We start from the raw sequence: 22998 nt of genomic DNA, 5'->3' as shown, positions 1-22998 counted from the left end.
GCAGTCCAACAGATGACGCGTGGCTTTGGGTTCACCGGATCTGATCAGCCGATCGCCATTGTCGGAATGTCGTGCCGCCTTCCCGGCGCGCCGGATCCGGAGTCCTTCTGGGAACTGCTCAGGGCCGGGCGGAGCGCGATCGGGGAGACGCCCGCCGACCGGTGGGACGCGGCGGCGCTCCAGGACGCGGGCCTCGTCCCGACCCGGCGCGGCGGCTACCTCGACGACGTGGGCCACTTCGATCCGGCGTTCTTCGGCGTCTCGCCCCGCGAGGCCGCCGCGATGGACCCCCAGCAGCGGTTGTTCCTCGAACTGAGCTGGGAGGCGCTGGAGAACGCCGGGATCGTCCCCGCCGACCTGGCGGGCAGCCGCACGGGCGTGTTCGTCGGCGCGATCTGGGACGACTACGCGACCCTGCTGCACCGGTACGGGCTGGAGGCCATCACCCCGCACTCGGTGACGGGCCTGCACCGCGGCATCATCGCCAACCGCGTGTCGTACACGCTGGGGCTGCACGGGCCGTCCCTCACGGTGGACACCGCGCAGTCGTCGTCGCTGGTCGCCGTCCACCTGGCGTGCGAGGCGCTGCGGACCGGCGCGGCGTCGCTGGCCATCGCGGGCGGCGTGAACCTGAACCTGGCGCCGGAGAGCACGGTCGGCGCGGCGAAGTTCGGCGGGCTGTCGCCGGACGGGACGAGCTACACCTTCGACGCCCGCGCCAACGGCTACGTGCGCGGTGAGGGCGGCGGCGCGGTCGTCCTCAAGCCCCTCGCGGCGGCGCTGGCCGACGGCGACCCGGTCTACTGCGTCCTGCACGGCAGCGCGGTCAACAACGACGGCGGCACCGACGGGCTCACGGTCCCGAGCGCGGACGCGCAGGCCGAGGTCATGCGGCTCGCCTACGGGCACGCCGGGGTCGAGCCCGCGCAGGTCCAGTACGTCGAGCTGCACGGCACCGGGACGAAGGTCGGCGACCCGCTCGAAGCGGCGGCGCTCGGCGCGGCCCTCGGGACCGCGCGGCTCGGACGGCCCCCGCTGCGGGTCGGGTCGGCCAAGACCAACGTCGGTCACCTGGAGGGCGCGGCGGGCATCGTCGGGCTGCTGAAGGCGGCGCTCGCCGTCCACCACCGGGAACTGCCGCCGAGCCTGAACTTCGCGACGCCGAACCCGGAGATCCCCCTGGACGATCTCGGGCTGGACGTCCAGACGGACCTGACGCCGTGGCCCGCGCCGGACCTGCCGCTCGTCGCCGGGGTCAGCTCGCTCGGCATGGGCGGGACGAACTGCCACGTCGTGCTGGCCGAGGCGCCCTCCCGGGACGTCCCTGCGGCCTCGCCGGCGCGCGGCCCGCTGCCCCTGCTGCTGTCGGGCCGGAGCGGTGCGGCCGTCCAGGCGCAGGCGGAGCGGATCGCCGCGCGGCTGCGCGCCGGCCTCGACTCGGCGGACGCGGCGTTCTCGCTGGCCACGACCCGGACGGCCTTCGAGCGCCGCGCCGTCGTGGTCGGCGGCACGCGGGACGAGCTGCTGGCGGGCCTGGACGGCGTGACGAGCGACGTGCCGGTGGCCGCGCCCGGCAAGCTGGCGTTCCTGTTCACCGGCCAGGGCAGCCAGCGGGCCGGAATGGGTCGCGAGCTGTACGCGACCTACCCGGTGTTCGCGGAAGCGCTGGACGCGGTGTTCGAGCGCATCGACCTGCCGCTCAAGGAGGTCATGTTCGGCGACGACCCGCGCCTCAACGACACGCAGTACACGCAGACGTCGTTGTTCGCGCTGGAAGTGGCGCTGTTCCGGCTGCTGGAGTCGTGGGGCGTCACGCCCGACCACCTCCTGGGCCACTCGATCGGCGAACTCGCCGCCGCGCACGTTGCGGGAGTCCTGGACCTGGACGACGCCTGCACGCTCGTCGCCGCCCGCGCCCGGCTCATGCAGAGCCTCCCGACCGGCGGCGCGATGGTCGCGCTCCAGGCGACCGAGGACGACGTCCGGCCGTATCTGGACGACTCGGTCTCCATCGCGGCGGTGAACGGCCCGGCGTCCATCGTCGTGTCGGGCGACGCCGAAAAGGTCGAGCAGATCGCCGAGCATTTCAAGGCCCGGCGTCTGACGGTCAGCCACGCGTTCCACTCGCCGCACATGGACCCGATCCTGGACGAATTCCGGGAAATCGCGGCCACGCTCACCTACCGCGAACCGGAAATCCCGATCGCCGCGAACACGACCGGCGATCTCACGACGCCCGAATACTGGGTGAACCACATCCGGAACGCCGTCCGTTTCCACGACGGCCTTCAGGAATTGCAGGCGCAGCGCGTGACCGCGTGCGTCGAGCTGGGCCCGGACCCCGTCCTCGCGGCGCTCGCGCGGACCGCGCTCCCCGACGCCGTCGCGGCGTCGGCCCTGCGGCGCGGCCGGCCGGAACTCCGGACGCTGTTCACCGCGGTCGCCCACGTCCGCGACGTCGACCTGACCCGGACGTTCACCGGCGGACGCCGCGTCACGCTCCCCACCTACCCGTTCCAGCGCGAGCGGTACTGGTTCGACACGACCCGGGCCGCACGCGCCGCGCTCCGCCTGGCCGAGACGTCCGAGGACACGGGCGGGAGCGACGCGGGCGAACTGGCCGGACGGCTCGCCGGGCTGGACGAGGCCGAGCAGGAGCGCGTCCTGCTGGACCTCGTCCGGACGGCCGTCGCGATCGTCCTCGGGCACGTCACGCCGGAGGCCGTCGAGACCGACCGGGCGTTCAAGGACCTCGGCTTCGACTCGCTGAGCAGCGTCGAGCTGCGCGACCGCCTCGCCGGGATGACCGGCCTGCGGCTGCCGCCCGCGCTGCTGTTCAACTACCCGACGCCGAAGGTGCTCGTCCGGCACCTGCGGGCGGAGCTGACCGGCGGCGGCACCGCGTCGGCCGCGGCCGTCGCGACCGTCGCGGCCGACGAGCCGATCGCGATCATCGGCATCGGCTGCCGCTACCCCGGCGACGTCCGGTCCCCCGAGGACCTGTGGCGGATCGTCGCCGACGGCGTGGACGCGGTGTCCGGCTTCCCGACGACGCGCGGCTGGGACCTGGACGCCCTGTTCGACCCCGAGCCCGGCAGGCCCGGCCGCACCTACGCCCGCGAGGGCGGGTTCCTGCACGACGCCGACCGGTTCGACGCCGCGTTCTTCGGGATCAGCCCGCGCGAGGCCGCCGCGATGGACCCGCAGCAGCGGCTGCTGCTGGAGACGTCCTGGGAGGCGATCGAGCGCGCGGGCATCGACCCGTCGGCGCTGCGCGGCAGCGCGACCGGCGTGTTCGTCGGCGCCACCGCCCAGGACTACGGCCCGCGCCTGCACGCCGCCGAGGAGGGGCTGAGCGGCTACCTGCTGACGGGCAACACCGCGAGCGTGGCGTCCGGCCGCGTCGCCTACACGCTCGGACTCGAAGGCCCTGCCGTCACGGTCGACACCGCGTGCTCGTCGTCGCTGGTGGCGCTGCACCTGGCGGCGCAGGCGCTCCGGCAGGGCGAGTGCGGGCTGGCGCTGGCGGGCGGCGTGACCGTCATGGCCAACCCGGGCATGTTCGTGGAGTTCGGCAAGCAGCGCGGCCTCGCCGCCGACGGCCGGTGCAAGGCGTTCGCCGCCGCCGCCGACGGCACCGCGTGGGCCGAGGGCGCCGGGCTGCTCGTCCTGGAGCGGCTGTCGGACGCGCGGCGCAACGGCCACCCGGTCGTCGCGGTCCTCGCGGGCTCGGCGATCAACCAGGACGGCGCGAGCAACGGGCTGACCGCGCCGAACGGGCCGTCCCAGGAGCGCGTCATCCGGCGGGCGCTGGCCGGCGCGGGCCTGGCGCCGCACGAGGTGGACGCGGTCGAGGCGCACGGCACCGGGACGTCCCTCGGCGACCCGATCGAGGCCGAGGCGATCATCGCGACGTACGGGCAGGGGCGGGAGACGCCGCTGCTGCTCGGCTCGCTGAAGTCCAACATCGGGCACAGCCAGGCGGCGGCGGGCGTCGGCGGCGTCATCAAGATGATCGAGGCGATGCGGCACGAGCTGCTGCCGCGCACGCTGCACGTGGACGCGCCGTCCCCGCACGTGGACTGGTCGGCGGGCGCGGTGGACCTGCTCACCGAGCCCCGGCCGTGGTCGCGCGGGGACCGTCCGCGCCGCGCGGGCGTGTCGTCGTTCGGGATCAGCGGGACGAACGCGCACGTCATCATCGAGGAGCCCCCGGCGGCCGAGCCCGCCGCGACGTCCGCCGGGACCGGCCCGGTCGCGGTGCCGGTGTCGGCGCGGACGGACGGAGCGCTCCAGAACCGGGCCGCCGCGCTGCACGCGCTGGTCGAGGCTGACCCGTCGTCCGACGTGCGCGCGCTGGCGCTCTCGCTCGCGACGACGCGGACGGCGTTCGAGGAGCGCGCCGCCGTGGTGGCCGCCGACCGGGACGAGCTGCTGGCCGGGCTGGACGCCCTGGCGTCCGGCGCGACACACCCGAGCCTCGTCCGGGCGATGGCGGGATCGGGCAGGCTGGCGTTCCTGTTCACCGGCCAGGGCAGCCAGCGGGCCGGGATGGGCCGCGAACTCTACGAGACCTACCCGGTCTTCGCCGAGGCTCTGGACGCAGTATTCGCACGGATCGACCTGCCTCTCAAAGACGTCATGTTCGGCGACGACCCCCGCCTCAACGACACCCAGTTCACCCAGACCGCGTTGTTCGCCCTCGAAGTCGCGTTGTTCCGGCTGTACGAGTCGTGGGGCGTCAAGCCCGACCACCTGCTCGGCCACTCGATCGGCGAGCTGGCCGCCGCGCATGTCGCCGGGGTTCTCGACCTGGACGACGCGTGCACACTCGTCGCCGCCCGCGCCCGGCTCATGCAAAGCCTGCCGACCGGCGGCGCGATGATCGCCCTCCAGACCACCGAAGAGTCGGTTGAGCCCTACCTGAACGACGCGGTCTCCATCGCGGCCGTGAACGGCCCGAACTCGATCGTCATCTCCGGTGACGAAGCCGCCGCCGAGGAGATCGCCCAGCACTTCAAGGCGCGGCGTCTGACGGTCAGCCACGCGTTCCACTCGCCGCACATGGCCCCGATCCTGGACGAGTTCCGGGAGATCGCGGCCACGCTGACCTACCACCAGCCGAAGATCCCCATCGCGGCGAACACGACCGGCGACATCACGACCGCCGAGTACTGGGTGGGCCACATCCGCAACGCCGTCCGCTTCCACGACGGCCTGCGCGAACTCCAGGCGCAGGGCGTCACCGCGTTCCTCGAACTCGGCCCCGACCCCGTCCTGTCCGCGCTGGCCCGCACGGGCCTGGACGGCGTGGACGCGGCGTTCGCGGCGCTGCGCCGGTCGCGGCCCGAGGCCCGCACGGTCGTCCTCGCGCTCGCGCAGCTCCACGCGCGCGGCGTCGCGCTCGACTGGCCCGCGTTCACCGGCCCGGCCGGACGCGTGGACGTCCCGACCTACCCCTTCGAGCGCCGCTCGTACTGGCTCGCCCCCAACGCCGGGACGAGCCTCGCGGCGGCGCACGGCCTGCTCGGCGCCCCGATCAGCCTCGCCGACGGCGGCCAGATCCTGTTCACCGGACGCCTGTCCCTCGCGAACCGGGCGTGGCTGGCCGACCACGTCATCGCCGGGGCCACGCTGCTGCCCGGCACCGCGTTCGTGGAGATCGCGCTGGAGGCCGGACGCCAGACCGGGCACGACCGGCTCGCCGACCTCACGCTGGAACGGCCGCTGATCCTGCCGGCGACGGGCGCGGTGGAGATCCAGGCGATCGTCGGCCCGGTCACCGGCGACGGCGGACGGACGATCGGCGTCCACTCCCGTCCCGCCGGGGACGACGAAGCGCCCTGGACCCGGCACGCCACCGGCACGCTGACCTGGGACGACGCGTCCGCCACCCCACAGGGCGGCGTCTGGCCGCCCGAGGGCGCGGCCCCGCTCGACCTGGCCGACCTCTACGACCGCCTCGCCGACGGCTCCTACGCCTACGGCCCGGCGTTCCAGGGTGTCACGGCGGCCTGGCGGCGCGGCGACGAGACCTTCGTGGACCTGCGCCTGCCCGCCGACCTCGAACCGGACGCCGCGCGGTTCGGCGTCCACCCCGCGCTGCTCGACGCGGCCCTGCACCTCGTCGTGCTGAGCGAGGAGCCCACCGGGCCGCCGCGCCTGCCGTTCGCGTGGACGGGCGTCGGCCTGCACGCGCGCGGCGCCACGGAGCTGCGGGCGCGCATCACGCCGTCCGGTCCGGACGCGGTCTCCCTGACGCTCACCGACGCGGCGGGCGCGCCGGTCGTGTCGGTCGCGGAACTGACGCTGCGGCAGGCCGACCCGGCCGCGCTGGCGGAGGCCGACGACGCGCTGTTCCACGTCGAGTGGGTGCCGGTGCCCGCGCAGGAGGCGGCCGGGGACCTCACGGTCGTCCGGCTCCCCGACGACCCCGCGACCGCGCTGGACGCCGCCGCCGGGGCGCTAGCCCGCGTGCAGGAATGGCTCGCGTCCGGCGCCCAGGGCCGGCTGGCGGTCGTGACGCGGGGCGCCGTGCGCGTCGGCGCCGACGACTCCCCGCCCGACCCGCGCGTCGCCGCCGCCTGGGGCCTGCTGCGGACGGCGCAGTCCGAGCACCCGGGCCGGATCGTGCTCGCCGACGTGGACGACCCCGCGACCGCCGAGCGGGCCGTCGCGACCGGCGGCACCGACCAGTTCGCCGTCCGGGACGGCGCCCACTACGCGCCCCGGCTGGCCCGGCTCGCGGCCCCGGCCGCCCCGGCGCCCGCGCTGGACGGCCGGGTGCTGATCACCGGCGGCACCGGCGCGCTCGGCGGCCTCGTCGCCCGCCACCTGGTGACCGCGCACGGCGCCCGAGACCTGCTGCTCGTCAGCCGGCGCGGCCCCGACGCGCCCGGCGCGCTGGAGCTGGAAGCCGAACTCACCGCGCACGGCGCGTCCGTCACGATCGCCGCGTGCGACACCACCGACGCCGACGCGCTCGCCGCGCTGCTGGCCGAGCACCCGGTCACCGCCGTGATCCACGCGGCCGGGACGCTGGACGACACGACCGTCGAGTCGCTCACCCCCGAACGGCTCGCGACCGTCCTGCGGCCCAAGGCCGACGCCGCGTGGACCCTGCACCGGCTCACCGCCGACAACCCGGACCTGACGCACTTCGTGCTGTTCTCGTCCATCTCGACCGTCATAGGCAACCCGGGCCAGGCGAACTACGCGGCGGCCAACGGGTTCCTGGACGCGCTCGCCGAGCACCGCGCCGCGAGCGGCCTCCCGGCGACGTCCATCGCGTGGGGCCTGTGGGACGAGTCCGGCGGCATGGCCGGGGAGAACGCGGGCGCGGGACGCTCGCGTCTCGGCCGCCAGGGCGTCGCCGCGCTCGGCACCGAACACGGCCTCGCGCTCCTGGACGTCGCGCTGGGCCTGGCCGACCCGACGGTCGTCGCGGTCGCGCTCGACACCGCCGCGCTGCGGGCGCGGGCCGCCGACGGCACGCTGTCGCCGCTGTTCCGGGGGCTCGTCCGCGCCCCGGCCCGCCGCGCCGCGACGGCCGCGCCGTCCTCGCTGGCGCAGCGCCTCGCGGGACTGTCCGGCCCGGCGCAGGAGGAAGAGATCCTGGCCCTGGTGCGGACCGCGACCGCCGCCGTCCTCGGCCACGACTCCCCGGACGCGCTCGACACCGACCGCGCGTTCAAGGAACTCGGGTTCGACTCGCTCACGTCCGTCGAGCTGCGCAACCAGCTCAACACCGCGACGGGCCTGGTGCTGCCGGCCACGCTGGTGTTCGACCACCCCTCCCCGGCCGCGGTCGCGGCGTTCCTGCGGAGGCGGGTGAGCGGCGCGGACCGTCCGGCCGCCGTGACCGTCCGCGCCACGGCCGCCGCCGACGACCCGATCGCGATCGTCGCGATGGCGTGCCGCTACCCCGGCGACGTCAACTCGCCCGAAGACCTGTGGAAACTCGTCGCGGACGGCGTGGACGCCATCTCGACGTTCCCCGCGAACCGGGGCTGGGACCTGGACGCCCTCTACCACCCCGACCCCGACCACACCGGCACGTCCTACTCCCGGCACGGCGGGTTCCTGCACGACGCGCCCGCGTTCGACCCGGACTTCTTCGGCATCTCGCCCCGCGAGGCCCTCGCCATCGACCCGCAGCAGCGCATCCTGCTGGAGGTCGCGTGGGAGGCGATCGAGCGCGGCGGCATCGACCCGGGCGCGCTGCGCGGCAGCCGCACCGGCGTGTTCGCCGGCGTCATGTACGACGACTACGGCGCGCGGCTCCGCCCCGCCCCCGAGGGCTTCGAGGGGTACGTCGGGAACGGCAGCATGGCGAGCATCGCGTCCGGCCGCGTGTCCTACACGCTCGGGCTCGAAGGCCCGGCCGTCACGGTCGACACCGCGTGCTCGTCCTCGCTCGTCGCGCTGCACCTGGCGGCGCAGGCGCTCCGCAACGGCGAGTGTGAACTGGCGCTGGCGGGCGGCGTGACGGTCATGTCCACGCCCGCGACGTTCATCGAGTTCAGCCGCCAGCGCGGCCTGTCGCCGGACGGGCGCTGCAAGGCGTTCTCCGCGTCCGCCGACGGGACGGCCTGGAGCGAGGGCGCCGGGTTCCTGCTGCTGGAGCGCCTGTCGGACGCGCGCCGCAACGGCCACCCGGTCGTCGCCGTCGTCCGGGGCACGGCCGTGAACCAGGACGGCGCGTCCAACGGCCTGACCGCGCCGAACGGTCCGTCGCAGGAGCGCGTCATCCGGCAGGCCCTCGCCGCCGCCCGCCTCGCGCCCGCCGACGTGGACGCGGTCGAGGCGCACGGCACCGGGACGTCCCTCGGCGACCCGATCGAGGCGCAGGCCCTGCTCGCCGCCTACGGGCAGGAGCGCGAGACGCCGCTGCTGCTCGGCTCGCTGAAGTCCAACATCGGGCACAGCCAGGCGGCGGCCGGGGTCGGCGGCATCATCAAGATGATCCACGCGATGCGGCACGGCGTGCTGCCCCGGACGCTGCACGTGGACGCGCCGTCGCCGCACGTGGACTGGACGTCCGGCGCCGTCGAGCTGCTGACCGAGCCGCGCCCGTGGCCGGAGACGGGCCGGGCGCGCCGCGCCGCCGTGTCGTCGTTCGGCATCAGCGGCACCAACGCCCACGTGATCATCGAGGAGGCGCCGGGCGAGCCCGCCGCCGAGCGGCCGGACGTCCCGGCCGTGTGGCCGCTGTCGGCGCGCTCTCCGGAGGCGCTGCGCGACCACGCCGCGCGGCTCGCCGCGTCCGCCGCCGAGCTGGACCCGGCCGACGTCGCGTTCTCGCTGGCGACCCGGTCGCGGTTCCCGTACCGCGCGGCGGTCGTGGGCGCGTCCCGGGACGAGCTGCTGGACGCGCTCGGCGCGCTGGCGCGGGGCGAGACGGCCCCGCACCACGTGGAGGGACGGGCGAAGCTCGCGTTCCTGTTCACGGGCCAGGGCAGCCAGCGCGCCGGAATGGGCCGCGAGCTCTACGACACTTTCCCGGTCTTCGCCGACGCGCTGGACGCCGTTCTCGACCGCATCGACCTTCCGCTCAAGGAAGTGATGTTCGGCGACGACCCGCGCCGCAACGAGACCCGGTTCACGCAGACCTCGCTGTTCGCGCTGGAGGTCGCGCTCTACCGGCTGTTCGAGTCGTGGGGCGTCACGCCCCACCATCTGCTCGGCCATTCCGTCGGCGAGATCGCCGCCGCGCACGTCGCCGGGGTCCTGGACCTGGACGACGCCTGCGCGCTCATCGCCGCGCGCGGAGAACTCATGCAGAGCCTCCCGCCCGGCGGCGCGATGATCGCCCTCCAGGCCACCGAAGAGTCGGTCGAGCCCTACCTGAACGACGCGGTCTCCATCGCCGCCGTGAACGGCCCGAACTCGATCGTCATCTCCGGTGAAGAGGCCGCCGCCGAGGAGATCGCGCAGCACTTCAAGGCGAAGCGCCTGACCGTCAGCCACGCGTTCCACTCGCCGCTGATGGACCCGATCCTGGACGAATTCCGGGCGATCGCCGCGACGCTCACCTACCACGAGCCGAAAATCCCGATCGCCGCGAACACGGCCGGCGACATCACCACGGCCGAGTACTGGACGAACCACATCCGCAACGCCGTCCGGTTCCACGACGGCCTGCGGGAATTGCAGGCGAACGGCGTCACGACGTACCTGGAGATCGGCCCGGACGCCGTCCTCGCGACTCTCGCCGACGGTCCCGCCGCGTCCGCGCTCAGCCGCAAGAAGCCCGAGCGGGCCGCGCTGGACGCCGCGCTCGCGCACCTGTTCCAGACCGGCGTCCCGGTCGACTGGACGGCCGTCCCGGCGGGCGGGCGCCACGTCGAGCTGCCGACCTACCCGTTCCAGCGCGCGGAGTACTGGCTCGCGCCGCCCGCCGCGACCGGCGACCTCGGCGCCGCCGGGCTCACCGGCACCGGCCACCCGCTGCTCGGCGCGGTCCTGGAGCCCGCCGACGGCGACGGGCTCGTCCTCACCGGACGGGTCTCGCTCGCCGCGCAGCCGTGGCTGGCCGACCACGCGATCCTCGGGACGCCGCTGCTGCCCGCGAGCGCGTTCGTGGAGCTGGCCGCCCAGGCGGGCCGCCGCCTCGGGCTGGACCGCGTCGAGGACCTGACGCTGGAGCAGCCGCTCGCGCTGACCCCGGCGGGCGCCGTGCAGCTTCAGGTCGTCGTGGCCGGGCCGGATGCGTCCGGCACGCGGCCCGTCGCGATCCACTCGCGCACCGCCGACGAGCCGGGCTGGACGCGGCACGCGACCGGCGCGCTGAGCGACCGCGTCCCCGCCGCCGAGCCGCTGCCCGCCGCGTGGCCGCCGCCCGGCGCGACGCCGCTGGACGTGGACGAACTGCACGACGACCTCGCCGCGCAGGGCTACCACTACGGCCCGCTGTTCCAGGGCGTCACCGGGCTGTGGAAACTCAACGACACCTACTACGCCGACCTGAGCCTGCCCGGCGACACCGACGTCGCGCCCTACGCCGTCCACCCGGCGCTGCTGGACGCGGCGCTGCGCCCGCTGACCGTGGACAACGAGCCCGGCCGGATCCGGCTGCCGTTCTCGTGGTCCGGCGTGACGTTCCACGGCACCGCCTCCCCGGCGGCGGCGCGGGTCGCGCTCACGCCGACCGGCGCCGACACGGTCACGCTCACGATCGCCGACGCCGCCACCGGGGCGCCGCTCATCACGGTCGACGCGCTCGGCGTCCGCCCGTACACGCCGGACGGTCCGCACCGTGACGCCCTGTTCGGGCTGGCATGGCGGCCGATCCGTCCCGCGTCCGACCAGCCGCAGAGCTGGACCGTCGTCGGTGCGGACGCGGCCCTCACCACCGCGCTCGGGGCGACCGCGAGCGATGGCCTCCCGGCGGACGCCGCCGGGCCGGTGCTGCTCCCGGCGGGCTGGTCCGGCGACCCGGCCGAAGGCGTCCACGCCGAGACGGCCCGTGTGCTGGGACTGGTCCAGGCGTGGCTGGCGTCCGACGCGACGACCCCGCTGGTGGTCGTGACGCGCGGCGCCGTCGCGACCGGGGCCGACGACGACGTCACCGACCTCGCCGCCGCCGCGCTGTGGGGGCTCGTCCGGTCCGCGCAGGCCGAGCACCCCGACCGGCTCGTGCTGCTGGACGCGGACGACGACGAAGCCTCGCTGCGGGCCGTCCCGGCGGCGGTGGCGTCCGGCGAACCGCAGCTCGCGGTGCGCGGCGGCGCCGTCCACGTGCCGCGCCTGGAACGGCGGCGGGCGTCGGCGGAGGCGGTGTCGCCGTTCGGCGGCGACGGCGCGGTCCTCATCACGGGCGGCACCGGCTCGCTCGGCGCGCTGCTGGCCCGGCACCTGGTGGAACGGCACGACGTCAGGGACCTGCTGCTCGTCAGCCGGCGCGGCCCCGATGCCCCCGGCGCGCTGGAGCTGGAAGCCGAACTCACCGCGCACGGCGCGTCCGTCACGATCGCCGCGTGCGACACCACCGACCGCGTCGCGCTCGCCGCGCTGCTGGCCGGGCGCACCGTGAGCGCGGTCGTCCACGCGGCCGGGACGCTGGACGACGCCATCGTCGAGTCGCTGACCCCCGAACGCCTCGCGACCGTCCTGCGGCCCAAGGCGGACGCGGCGTGGAACTTCCACCGGCTCGTCCCGGAGACGCCGCTGTTCCTGTTCTCCTCGGTGTCGGGCGTCCTCGGCACGCCCGGCCAGGCGAACTACGCGGCGGCGAACACCTTCCTCGACGCGCTCGCCCAGCACCGGCGCGCGAACGGGCTGCCCGGCGCGTCCCTCGCCTGGGGCCTGTGGGCCGAGACCGGCGCGATGACCGGCACGCTGAGCGACGCCGACCTGGCCCGGCTCGGGCGCGGCGGCATCCTCCCGCTGACCGCCGAGCAGGGGCTCGCGCTGTTCGACGTCGCGGTGGCCTCGGACGCGGCGCTGGTCGTCCCGGCCCGGCTCGACCTGGCCGCGCTGCGCGCCGAGCCCCCGGCCGTCCTGCGGGATCTCATCCGGACACCCGTCCGGCGCGCCGCCGCCCCCGCGTCCTCGCTCACCGACCGGCTGCGCCGCGCGGACGCCGACGAGCGCGACACGATCCTGCTCGACCTCGTCCGGACGAACGTCGCGACCGTCCTCGCACACGCCACGCCCGAGACCATCGACCCGCACCGGGGCTTCAGCGAGAGCGGCTTCGACTCGCTGACCGCCGTCGAGCTGCGCAACCGCCTCAACACGGCGACCGGGCTGCGGCTGCCCGCGACGCTGGTGTTCGACCACCCGACCCCGGCCGCGCTCACCGCGCACCTGAAGCACGAACTGCTCGGCACGGGCGACGCGCTCGTCCCCGCCGCGCCCGCCGGCCGGGCCGAGCCGGACGAGCCGATCGCGATCGTCGCGATGGGCTGCCGCTACCCCGGCGGCGTCGCGACGCCCGAGGACCTGTGGCGGCTCGTCGCCGGCGGCGCGGACGCCGTCAGCGGGTTCCCCGACAACCGGGGCTGGGACCTGGAGCGCCTCTACGACCCCGACCCCGACCGCACCGGCAGCTCGTACGCGCGGGAGGGCGGCTTCCTCACCGACGCCGACCGCTTCGACCCGGCGTTCTTCGGGATCTCGCCGCGCGAGGCCCTGGCCATCGACCCGCAGCAGCGCATCCTGCTGGAGGTCGCGTGGGAGACGTTCGAGAGGGCGGGGATCACGCCGGACTCGGTGCGCGGCAGCGCGACGGGCGTGTTCACGGGCGTCATGTACAACGACTACGGCTCGCGGCTGCACACCGCGCCCGAGGGGTTCGAGGGGTATCTCGTCACCGGGAGCGCGGGCAGCGTCGCGTCCGGGCGGATCGCGTACACGTTCGGGCTCGAAGGCCCGGCCGTCACGGTCGACACCGCGTGCTCGTCGTCGCTGGTGGCGCTGCATCTCGCGGCGCAGGCGCTCCGCAACGGCGAATGCGGGCTGGCGCTGGCGGGCGGCGTGACGGTCATGGCGACGCCCGCGACGTTCATCGAGTTCAGCCGCCAGCGCGGGCTCTCGCCGGACGGGCGGTGCAAGGCGTTCGCCGCCGCCGCCGACGGCACCGGCTGGGGCGAGGGTGCGGGGCTGCTGCTGCTCGAACGGCTCTCGGACGCGGAGAAGAACGGGCACCCCGTGCTCGCCGTGATCCGGGGCACCGCGATCAACCAGGACGGGACGAGCAGCCAGCTCTCCGCGCCGAGCGGCCCGTCGCAGCAGCGGGTGATCCGACAGGCGCTCGCCGCCGCCCGCCTCGCGCCCGCCGACGTGGACGCGGTCGAGGCGCACGGCACCGGCACCCGGCTCGGCGACCCGATCGAGGCGCAGGCGCTGCTCGCCACCTACGGGCAGGACCGGGAGACGCCGCTGCTGCTCGGGTCGATCAAGTCGAACATCGGGCACACGCAGGCCGCCGCCGGGGTCGCCGGGATCATCAAGATGGTCGAGGCGATGCGGCACGGCGTCCTGCCGAAGACGCTGCACCTGGACGAGCCGTCGCCCTACGTGGACTGGACGACCGGGTCCGTCGAACTCCTCGCCGACAGCACGCCGTGGCCGGACGTCGGCCGTCCCCGGCGGGCGGGCGTGTCGTCCTTCGGGATCAGCGGGACCAACGCGCACGTCATCATCGAGCAGCCGCCCGCCGCCGAGCCGGCGGCCCCGGCCGCGCCCGCCGGGCCACTGCCGCTGGTGCTGTCGGCGCGGTCGCCGGAGGCGCTGCGGGACCAGGCCGCGCGGCTCGGCGCGGCACTCGGCGACGTGGACCCGGTGGCCGCCGCGTACACGCTCGCCGCGACGCGGACCGTGTTCGACCACCGCGCGGTCGTCGTCGGCGACCGGGACGGGCTGCTGCGCGGCCTCGACGCGCTCGCCACCGGGACTCCGGCCGACAACGTGGTCCAGGGCGCGGCAGGCCCCGGGAAGCTGGCGTTCCTGTTCACTGGCCAGGGCAGTCAGCGCGCCGGAATGGGCCGCGAGCTTTACGACGCCTATCCGGTGTTCGCCGAGGCGCTGGACGCGGTGTTCGCGCGGATCGACCTGCCGCTCAAGGACGTCATGTTCGGCGACGACCCGCGTCTCAACGACACGCAGTTCACCCAGACCGCGTTGTTCGCGCTGGAAGTCGCTCTCTACCGGCTCCTGGAGTCGTGGGGCGTCAAGCCCGACCGTCTCCTGGGCCACTCGATCGGTGAACTCGCCGCCGCGCACGTCGCGGGAGTCCTGGACCTGGACGACGCGTGCAAACTGGTGGCGGCCCGTGCCCGGCTCATGCAGAGCCTCCCGACCGGCGGCGCGATGATCGCGCTCCAGACCACCGAAGAGTCGGTCGAGCCCTACCTGAACGACGCGGTCTCGATCGCGGCGGTCAACGGGCCGAACTCGATCGTCATCTCCGGTGAAGAGGCCGCCGCCGAGGAAATCGCGCAGCACTTCAAGGCGAAGCGCCTGACCGTCAGCCACGCGTTCCACTCGCCGCTGATGGACCCGATCCTCGAAGAATTCCGCGCCATCGCCGCAACGCTCACCTACCACGAGCCGAAAATCCCGATCGCCGCGAACACGACCGGCGACATCACGACTCCCGACTACTGGGTGGGCCACATCCGCAACGCCGTCCGGTTCCACGACGGCCTGCGCGAACTCGACGACAACGGCGTTACCACGCTGCTCGAACTCGGCCCCGACCCCGTCCTGACGGCGCTCGCCCGGACGGCGTTCACCGAGGTCGCGGCGGCGTCCGTCCTGCGCCGCAAGCGGCCCGAGGTCCCCGCGCTGCTCGCCGCGCTCGGCACCGCCCACGCGCACGGCGCGAAGGTGGACTGGACGCGGATCGTCCCCGCGTCCGCGCTCGCGCCGCTGCCCACCTACCCGTTCCAGCACGCCCGCTACTGGCTCGACGCGCCCGCGACCGGCGAGCCCGCCGACGCCGACGGGCTCGGCCTGAGCGCGACCGGCCACCCGCTCGTCACCGCCGCCGTCGAGGACGTCGAGGGCGACGGCCTGACGCTCACCGGCCGGATCTCGCTGCGCACGCACCCCTGGCTCGCCGACCACGCCGTCTCGGGCACCACGCTGTTCCCCGGCACCGGCTTCGTGGAACTGCTGCTGCACGCCGGGAGCCTCGCGGGCGCTCCGCACCTGGCGGACCTCACACTGGAGAGCCCGCTCGTCCTGCCCGCCGACGCCCCGGTGCGGCTGCGGGTCGTCGTCGGGACGGCCGCCGAGGACGGCACGCGGACGGTCGCCGTCCACGCCCGCGCCGGCGACGGCCCCTGGACGCGGCACGCGAGCGGCGCCCTCACGACGGCCGGGTCCGCGCCGGAGCCGGTGCGCGTCCCGGACGGCGCCGTCCCGCTCGACGCCGCCGACCACTACGAGAACGTCGCCGACCTCGGCTACGGCTACGGCCCCGCCTTCCGCGGCCTGCGCGCCGCCTGGCGGGACGGCGACGACGCCTACGCCGAGGTCGTCCTGCCCGACGGCGTGGACGCGGCCGGGTACGGCGTCCACCCGGCGCTGCTGGACGCCGCGCTGCACGCGCTCGGCCTCGTCCGCGACCTGACCGGCGAGGTGCCGTTCCTGTGGAGCGGGGTCACGCTGCACGGCGCGGGCGCGACGGCGCTGCGCGTCCGGCTCGCCCCGGCCGGGGACGACACGGTCCGGCTGACGATCGCCGACCAGGCCGGGAACCCGGTGCTGACCGCCGACGCGCTGACGCTGCGCGCGATCGCCGTCGAGCGGAACCGGCGCGCGAGCACCCTGTTCGACCTGGACTGGGTCCCGGTCGCCCCGGCCGCCGCGCCCGCCGACGTCGTCCCGCTGGCCGGCGACCCCGCCGCGCTCGCGGCCGACGGACGGTTCGTCCTCGCCCCCGTCGCGCCGGACGACGCGCACGCCACCGCGCACGTGGCGCTCGCGCTCGTCCAGGAGTGGCTGGCCGCCGACGCGGGCCGGCTCGTCCTCGTCACGCGGGACGCGCTGACCGACCCGGCGCAGGCGACGGTGTGGGGGCTCGTCCGGTCGGCGCAGACGGAGAACCCCGACCGGTTCGTCCTGCTCGACCTCGACGGCGACCCCGCGTCGGAGGCGGCGGTCCCGGCGGCGCTCGCGACCGGGGAACCGCAGCTCATGATCCGGGCGGGCGTGCCGCTCGTCCCCCGGCTCGTCCGCGCGGCCGACGCGCCCGGCACGCCGATCACCCCGGACCCGGACGGCACCGTCCTCATCACCGGTGGAACCGGCGCGCTCGGGTCGCTGGTCGCCCGGCACCTCGTCACGGCGCACGGCGCGCGGCACCTGCTGCTGACCAGCCGCCGCGGCCGGGACGCGGCCGGCGCCGCCGACCTGGAAGCCGACCTCGCCGCGCTCGGCGCCGACGTCACGATCGCCGCCTGCGACACCGCCGACGCCGACGCGCTCGCCGCGCTGCTGGCCACCGTCGAGCGTCCGCTGACGGCGGTGATCCACTCGGCGGGCGTGCTGGACGACGGCGTCGTCACGTCCCTCACGCCGGACCGTCTCGACACAGTGCTCCGCGCGAAGGCGGACGCGGCGGGGAACCTGGACCGGCTCGTGCCGGACGTCCCGCTCGTCCTGTTCTCGTCCGCCGCCGGGATCCTCGGGAACGCGGGCCAGGGCAACTACGGCGCTGCGAACACGTTCCTGGACGCGCTCGCGCGGCGCCGGCACGCGGAGGGCCGTCCCGCGACGTCCATCGCTTGGGGCCTCTGGGACGGGACCGGCGCGATGACGGGCACCCTCACCGACACCGACCGGGGGCGGCTCGCCAAGGCGGGCGTCCTGCCGCTCAGCGCGGAGCAGGGCCTCGACCTCCTCGACGCGGCCCTCGGCGCGGGCGGCCCGGTGACCGTGGCGACGCGGTTCGACCGGACGGCCCTGCGCGCCCTGGACACCGCGATCCCGGCGGTCCTGCGCGGGCTCGTCCCAGCCCCGGCGCGCACGGCCCCGGCCGGACGCGACCGCGACACGCTCGACCTGGTCCGGGAGGCCGTCGCGGCGGTCCTCGGCCACGCCGACCCGGCCGGGATCGACACCGGGCAGGCGTTCAAGGAGCTGGGCTTCGACTCGCTGATGGCCGTGGAGCTGCGCAACCGCCTCAACACGGCGACCGGACTGCGGCTGCCCGCGACGCTCGTGTTCGACTACCCGACGGCCGCGGTGCTGGCCCGTCACTTGGCGGCGGAGCTGTCCGGCGGCGCCGAGGAGATCACCGCCGGGACGACCGCCGCCGCCGTGGACGACGACCTGATCGCGATCGTCGCGATGGCGTGCCGCTACCCCGGCGACGTCAACTCCCCCGCGGACCTGTGGAAACTGGTCGCCGGGGGCGTGGACGCGATCACGCCGTTCCCGTCCGACCGGGGCTGGGACGACGACCTCTACGACCCCGACCCCGAACGCGCCGGCCGCTCGTCCACCCGGCACGGCGGGTTCCTGCACCGCGCCGCCGACTTCGACCCGGCGTTCTTCGGCATCTCGCCGCGCGAGGCCCTCGCCATCGACCCGCAGCAGCGCATCCTGCTGGAGATCGCGTGGGAGACGTTCGAGCGGGCGGGCATCGACCCGGCGGCCGTCCAGGGCACCGCGACCGGGGTGTTCACCGGGGTCATGTACGACGACTACGCCGGGCGGCTGCTCGACCGCCGTCCCGACGAGCTGGACGGCTACGTCGGGACCGGCAGCGCGGGCAGCATCGCGTCCGGCCGGATCGCCTACACGTTCGGGCTCGAAGGCCCGGCGGTCACGGTCGACACCGCGTGCTCGTCCTCGCTGGTGGCGCTGCACCTGGCCGCGCAGGCGCTGCGCAACGGCGAGTGCTCGCTCGCGCTCGCGGGCGGCGTGACGGTCATGGCCACGCCCTCGACGTTCGTCGAGTTCAGCCGGCAGCGCGGACTCGCCCCCGACGGCCGGTGCAAGCCGTTCTCCGCCGCCGCCGACGGGACGGCCTGGGCCGAGGGCGCCGGGCTCCTGCTCGTGGAGCGGCTGTCGGACGCACGGCGCAACGGGCACCCGGTCCTCGCCGTCCTGCGCGGGAGCGCGATCAACCAGGACGGCGCGTCCAACGGGCTGACCGCGCCGAGCGGGCCGTCGCAGCAGCGGGTCATCCGGCAGGCGCTCGCGTCCGCGCGGCTCACGCCGTCCGAGGTGGACGCCGTCGAGGCGCACGGCACCGGCACCCGGCTCGGCGACCCGATCGAAGCGCAGGCCCTCCTCGCCACCTACGGGCAGGACCGGGAGACGCCGCTGCTGCTCGGCGCACTGAAGTCCAACATCGGGCACACGCAGGCCGCCGCCGGGGTCGCCGGGATCATCAAGATGGTCGAGGCGATGCGGCACGGCGTCCTGCCGAGGACGCTGCACGTGGACGCGCCGAGTCCCGAGGTGGACTGGGACGCCGGGGCCGTCGCGCTCGTGACCGAGGACGTCCCGTGGCCTGAGACCGGGCGTCCGCGCCGGGCGGCCGTGTCGTCGTTCGGGATCAGCGGGACGAACGCGCACGTCATCATCGAGCAGGCGCCCGAGACGGCCGCGCCCGAGCCCGCCGGGGCGCCGCGCACGCTGCCGTGGCTGCTGTCGGCGAAGTCCGACGCGGCGCTGCGGGACCGGGCGCGGGACCTGCGCGACCGGGTCGCCGCCGCTCCCGAGCTGGACGCGGCGGCCGTCGCCCGCGCGCTGCGCGGCCGGCCCGCGTTCGACCGGCGGGCCGCCGTGGTGGCCGCAGACCGGGACGGCTTCCTCGCCGGGCTGGACGCGCTCGCGTCCGGCTCCGGGCACCCGGGGGTCGTAGAAGCGGCCACGAGCACCGGCAAGCTCGCCTTCCTGTTCACGGGTCAGGGCAGTCAGCGCGCCGGAATGGGCCGCGAACTCTACGAGACCTACCCGGTCTTCGCCGAGGCTCTGGACGCAGTATTCGCACGGATCGACCTGCCGCTCAAGGACGTCATGTTCGGCGACGATCCGCGCCTCAACGACACCCAGTTCACGCAGACCGCATTGTTCGCGCTGGAAGTCGCGCTGTACCGGCTGTTCGAGGCGTGGGGCGTCAAGCCCGACCACCTGCTCGGCCACTCCATCGGTGAACTCGCTGCCGCACACGTCGCCGGGGTTCTCGACTTGGACGACGCTTGCAAGCTCGTGGCGGCCCGCGCCCGGCTCATGCAAAGCCTGCCGGGCGGCGGCGCAATGATCGCCCTCCAGACCACGGAGGAGGACGTTCAGCTTCACCTCACCGACGCCGTCTCGATCGCGGCGGTCAACGGGCCGAAGTCGCTCGTCATCTCCGGCGACGAAGCCGCCGCCGAAGAAATCGCGCAACATTTCAAGGCCAAGCGGCTGACCGTCAGCCACGCCTTCCACTCGCCGCACATGGACCCGATCCTCGAAGAATTCCGCGAGATCGCGTCCACGCTCACCTACCACCAGCCGACAATCCCGATCGCCGCGAACACGACCGGCGACATCACGACCCCCGAGTACTGGGTGGGTCACATCCGCAATGCCGTCCGGTTCCACGACGGCCTGCGCGAACTCGACGACAACGGCGTCACGACATTCCTCGAACTCGGCCCCGACCCCGTCCTCACCGCGCTGGCGAGCACCGCGCTCGCCGACGCCACGGCGGCCCCCGTCCTGCGCCGGAAGCGGCCCGAGGCCATCACGGCGCTCGCCGCCCTGAGCACCGCCCACGCGCGCGGCGCCGCCGTGGACTGGGACGCCGTGCTCGGCGCGGGACCCGCGCACGTGGACCTGCCGACCTACCCGTTCCAGCGCGGGACGTACTGGCTGGACGCCCCGGCGGCGGCCGGCGACCTCGGCTCGGCCGGGCTCGGCACGTCCGACCACCCGCTGCTCAGCTCGAAGGTGGAACTGGCGTCCGGCGAGGGGACGGTGTTCAACGGCCGGATCTCGCTGCGCACGCACCCCTGGCTCGCCGACCACGCCGTGTCCGGGACGGTCCTGGTCCCGGCGACGGCGCTGCTCGAACTCGCCGCCGCCGCCGGACGGGACACCGGCCTGGACCGCGTCGCCGAACTCACTTTGGACGCGCCGCTGACGCTGCCCGAGGACGGCTCCGTCCGCCTCCAGCTCGCCCTGGACGCCCCCGACGACGCCGGGGAGCGCCGCTTCGCCCTCTACTCCGGCGCCGACGACGACCAGCCGTGGACGAGCCACGCGACCGGCGTCCTCGCCAACGCGACCGCCGCGGACACGCCGTCCACCCGGCCGCCCGCCATGGCCGAGGCGATCGACGTGGACGGCCTCTACGAACGGCTCGCCGAACGCGGCTACGACTACGGCCCGCTCTTCCAGGGCCTCCGCGCCGCGTGGCGCGACGGCGACGACCTGTACGCCGAGGTCGCGCTGCCGTCCGGCACCGACACCGCCGGATACGAACCGCACCCGGCGCTGCTGGACGCCGCGCTGCACGTCCTGCTCCTCGACCAGGCCGACGACGCGCTCCAGCTCCCGTTCTCCTGGACGGACGTCACCCTGCACGGCGCGGCGACGGAAGCCCGCGTCCGGGTCTCGCCGACGTCCAACGGGGTGGCGATCACGGTCACCGGCACGGACGGGACGCCGGTCGCGTCCGTCGCGTCGCTGGCGGTGCGCCCGCTCACGCTTCCGGCGCGCGGCAACGACGCGCTGTTCGTCCTCGGCTGGACGCCGGTCCAGACGCCGGCCCGGACCGAGCCGGGCCGCTGGACCGTCCTCGGCGCCGGGCTGGACGACCTGCCCGGCACCGTCGAGCACTACGCCGACCTCGCGGCCGTGCCGCCGACGGAGACGATCATCGTCCCGGTCACGGGCGCGGACGGCGACGCCGCCGCGTCCGCCCACGCGACGGCCCGGACCGTCCTGGACCTGCTCCAGAGCGCCCCCGCGACCGCCCGCCTGGTGCTGGTCACGCGCGGCGCGGTCGCGCTGGACGACGCGGCCGACCTCGGCGCGGCGGCGGTCTGGGGCCTGGTGAAGTCGGCGCAGGCGGAGGACCCGGGCCGGTTCGTCCTGCTGGACCTGGACGACGACGCGGCGTCCGTGCGGGCCGTCCCCGCCGCGCTCGCCGCGGCGGACGAGCTGGACGAGCCGCGCCTGGCGATCCGGGCCGGAGCCGTCCACGCGCCGCGCGTCACCCGCCCGGCCGAGCCCGCCGGGGAACCGCTGACGCTGGACGGCACGATCCTGGTCACCGGAGCGACCGGCGCCCTCGGCGGCCTGGTCGCCCGGCACCTGGTCACCGAGCACGGCGTCAGCGATCTGCTGCTCGTCAGCCGACGCGGCGCCGACGCCCCCGGCGCCACCGAACTGGAAACCGACCTCATCGCCCTCGGCGCCACCGTCACCTTCGCCGCCTGCGACACCGCCGACCGTGACGCCGTCGCCGAACTCCTGGACGGCCGGAACCTCGGCGCCATCGTCCACACCGCAGGCGTCCTGCGCGACGCCACCCTCACCGGCCTCACCCACGACCACCTGGACCAGGTCTTCCGCCCGAAGGTCGACGCGGCGTGGAACCTCCACACGCTCGCCCCCGAGACCCCGCTGGTCCTGTTCTCCTCGCTCGCGGGCGTCCTCGGCAACCCCGGCCAGGCCAACTACGCGGCGGCCAACACGTTCCTCGACACCCTCGCGCAGCACCGCGCAACGCAAGGGCTCCCCGGGACGTCAATCGCCTGGGGCCTCTGGGACGAGCCCGGCGACCTCACCGACAACCTCAGCGATACCGACCGCGCCCGCATGGCCGAGACCGGCGTCCTGTCGCTCAGTCACGAGCAGGGCCTCGCCCTCTTCGACGCGGCGCTCGCCCAGGCCGCACCCGTGGTCGTCGCGGCGCGGCTCCACACGACGGCGCTGCGGGACCAGGCCGCCGCAGGGACGCTCTCCCCCGCGCTGCGCGGACTGGTGCGCGTCCCCCCGACGCGGCGCGCGGCGCCCGCCGCGACCCTCGCGCTGGACGGCCTGGACCCCGAGGAGCGGCTGCGCGAACTGACCCGGCTCGTCCGGAGCCAGGCGGCGGCCGTGCTCGGCCACGCCGACGCCGACGGCGTCGACCCCGACCGGGGCTTCAACGAGATCGGCTTCGACTCCCTCACGGCCGTCGAGCTGCGCAACCGGCTCGGCGGGGCGACCGGGCTGCGGCTGCCCGCGACGCTCGTGTTCGACCACCCGACGCCGAACGCGCTGGCCCGGCACCTGTCCGGCGAACTCGGCGCGGGCGGGGCGTCGACCGCGTCGGTGCTGGCCGAACTGGACCGGATCGAGGCCGACCTGGCCGCGCTCGCCCCCGCCGGGGAGGACCGCCGCGTCCTCACCGGCCGCATCCAGCAGTTCCTCGCCCGGCTCGGCGAGACCGACGGCGACCCCGGCGAGACCGAGGTCGCCGAGCAGATCGGCTCCGCCAGCGACGACGAGATCTTCGACTTCATCGACAACGAACTTGGCATCTCCTAAGGACGGGGC

Annotated in this window: 1 protein-coding gene; it reads left to right on the top strand. The window is 75.4% G+C overall.

Annotated features, from left to right (window positions below):
* Window positions 1–12 precede the first annotated feature (12 nt).
* A complete protein-coding gene (locus BTM25_RS27505; protein ID WP_103566322.1) occupies window positions 13–22989 on the top strand; it encodes a type I polyketide synthase in 22977 nt (7658 codons plus the stop codon).
* The last annotated feature ends 9 nt before the right edge of the window (window positions 22990–22998 follow it).

Source organism: Actinomadura rubteroloni, assembly GCF_002911665.1.
GTDB lineage: Bacteria > Actinomycetota > Actinomycetes > Streptosporangiales > Streptosporangiaceae > Spirillospora > Spirillospora rubteroloni.
This window is presented reverse-complemented; position numbering and strand designations above follow the sequence as displayed.

Bases quoted from the DNA above. Each gene is read 5' to 3' on its own strand.
- BTM25_RS27505 (WP_103566322.1), top strand. From the start codon at position 13: ATGACGCGTGGCTTTGGGTTCACCGGATCTGATCAGCCGATCGCCATT.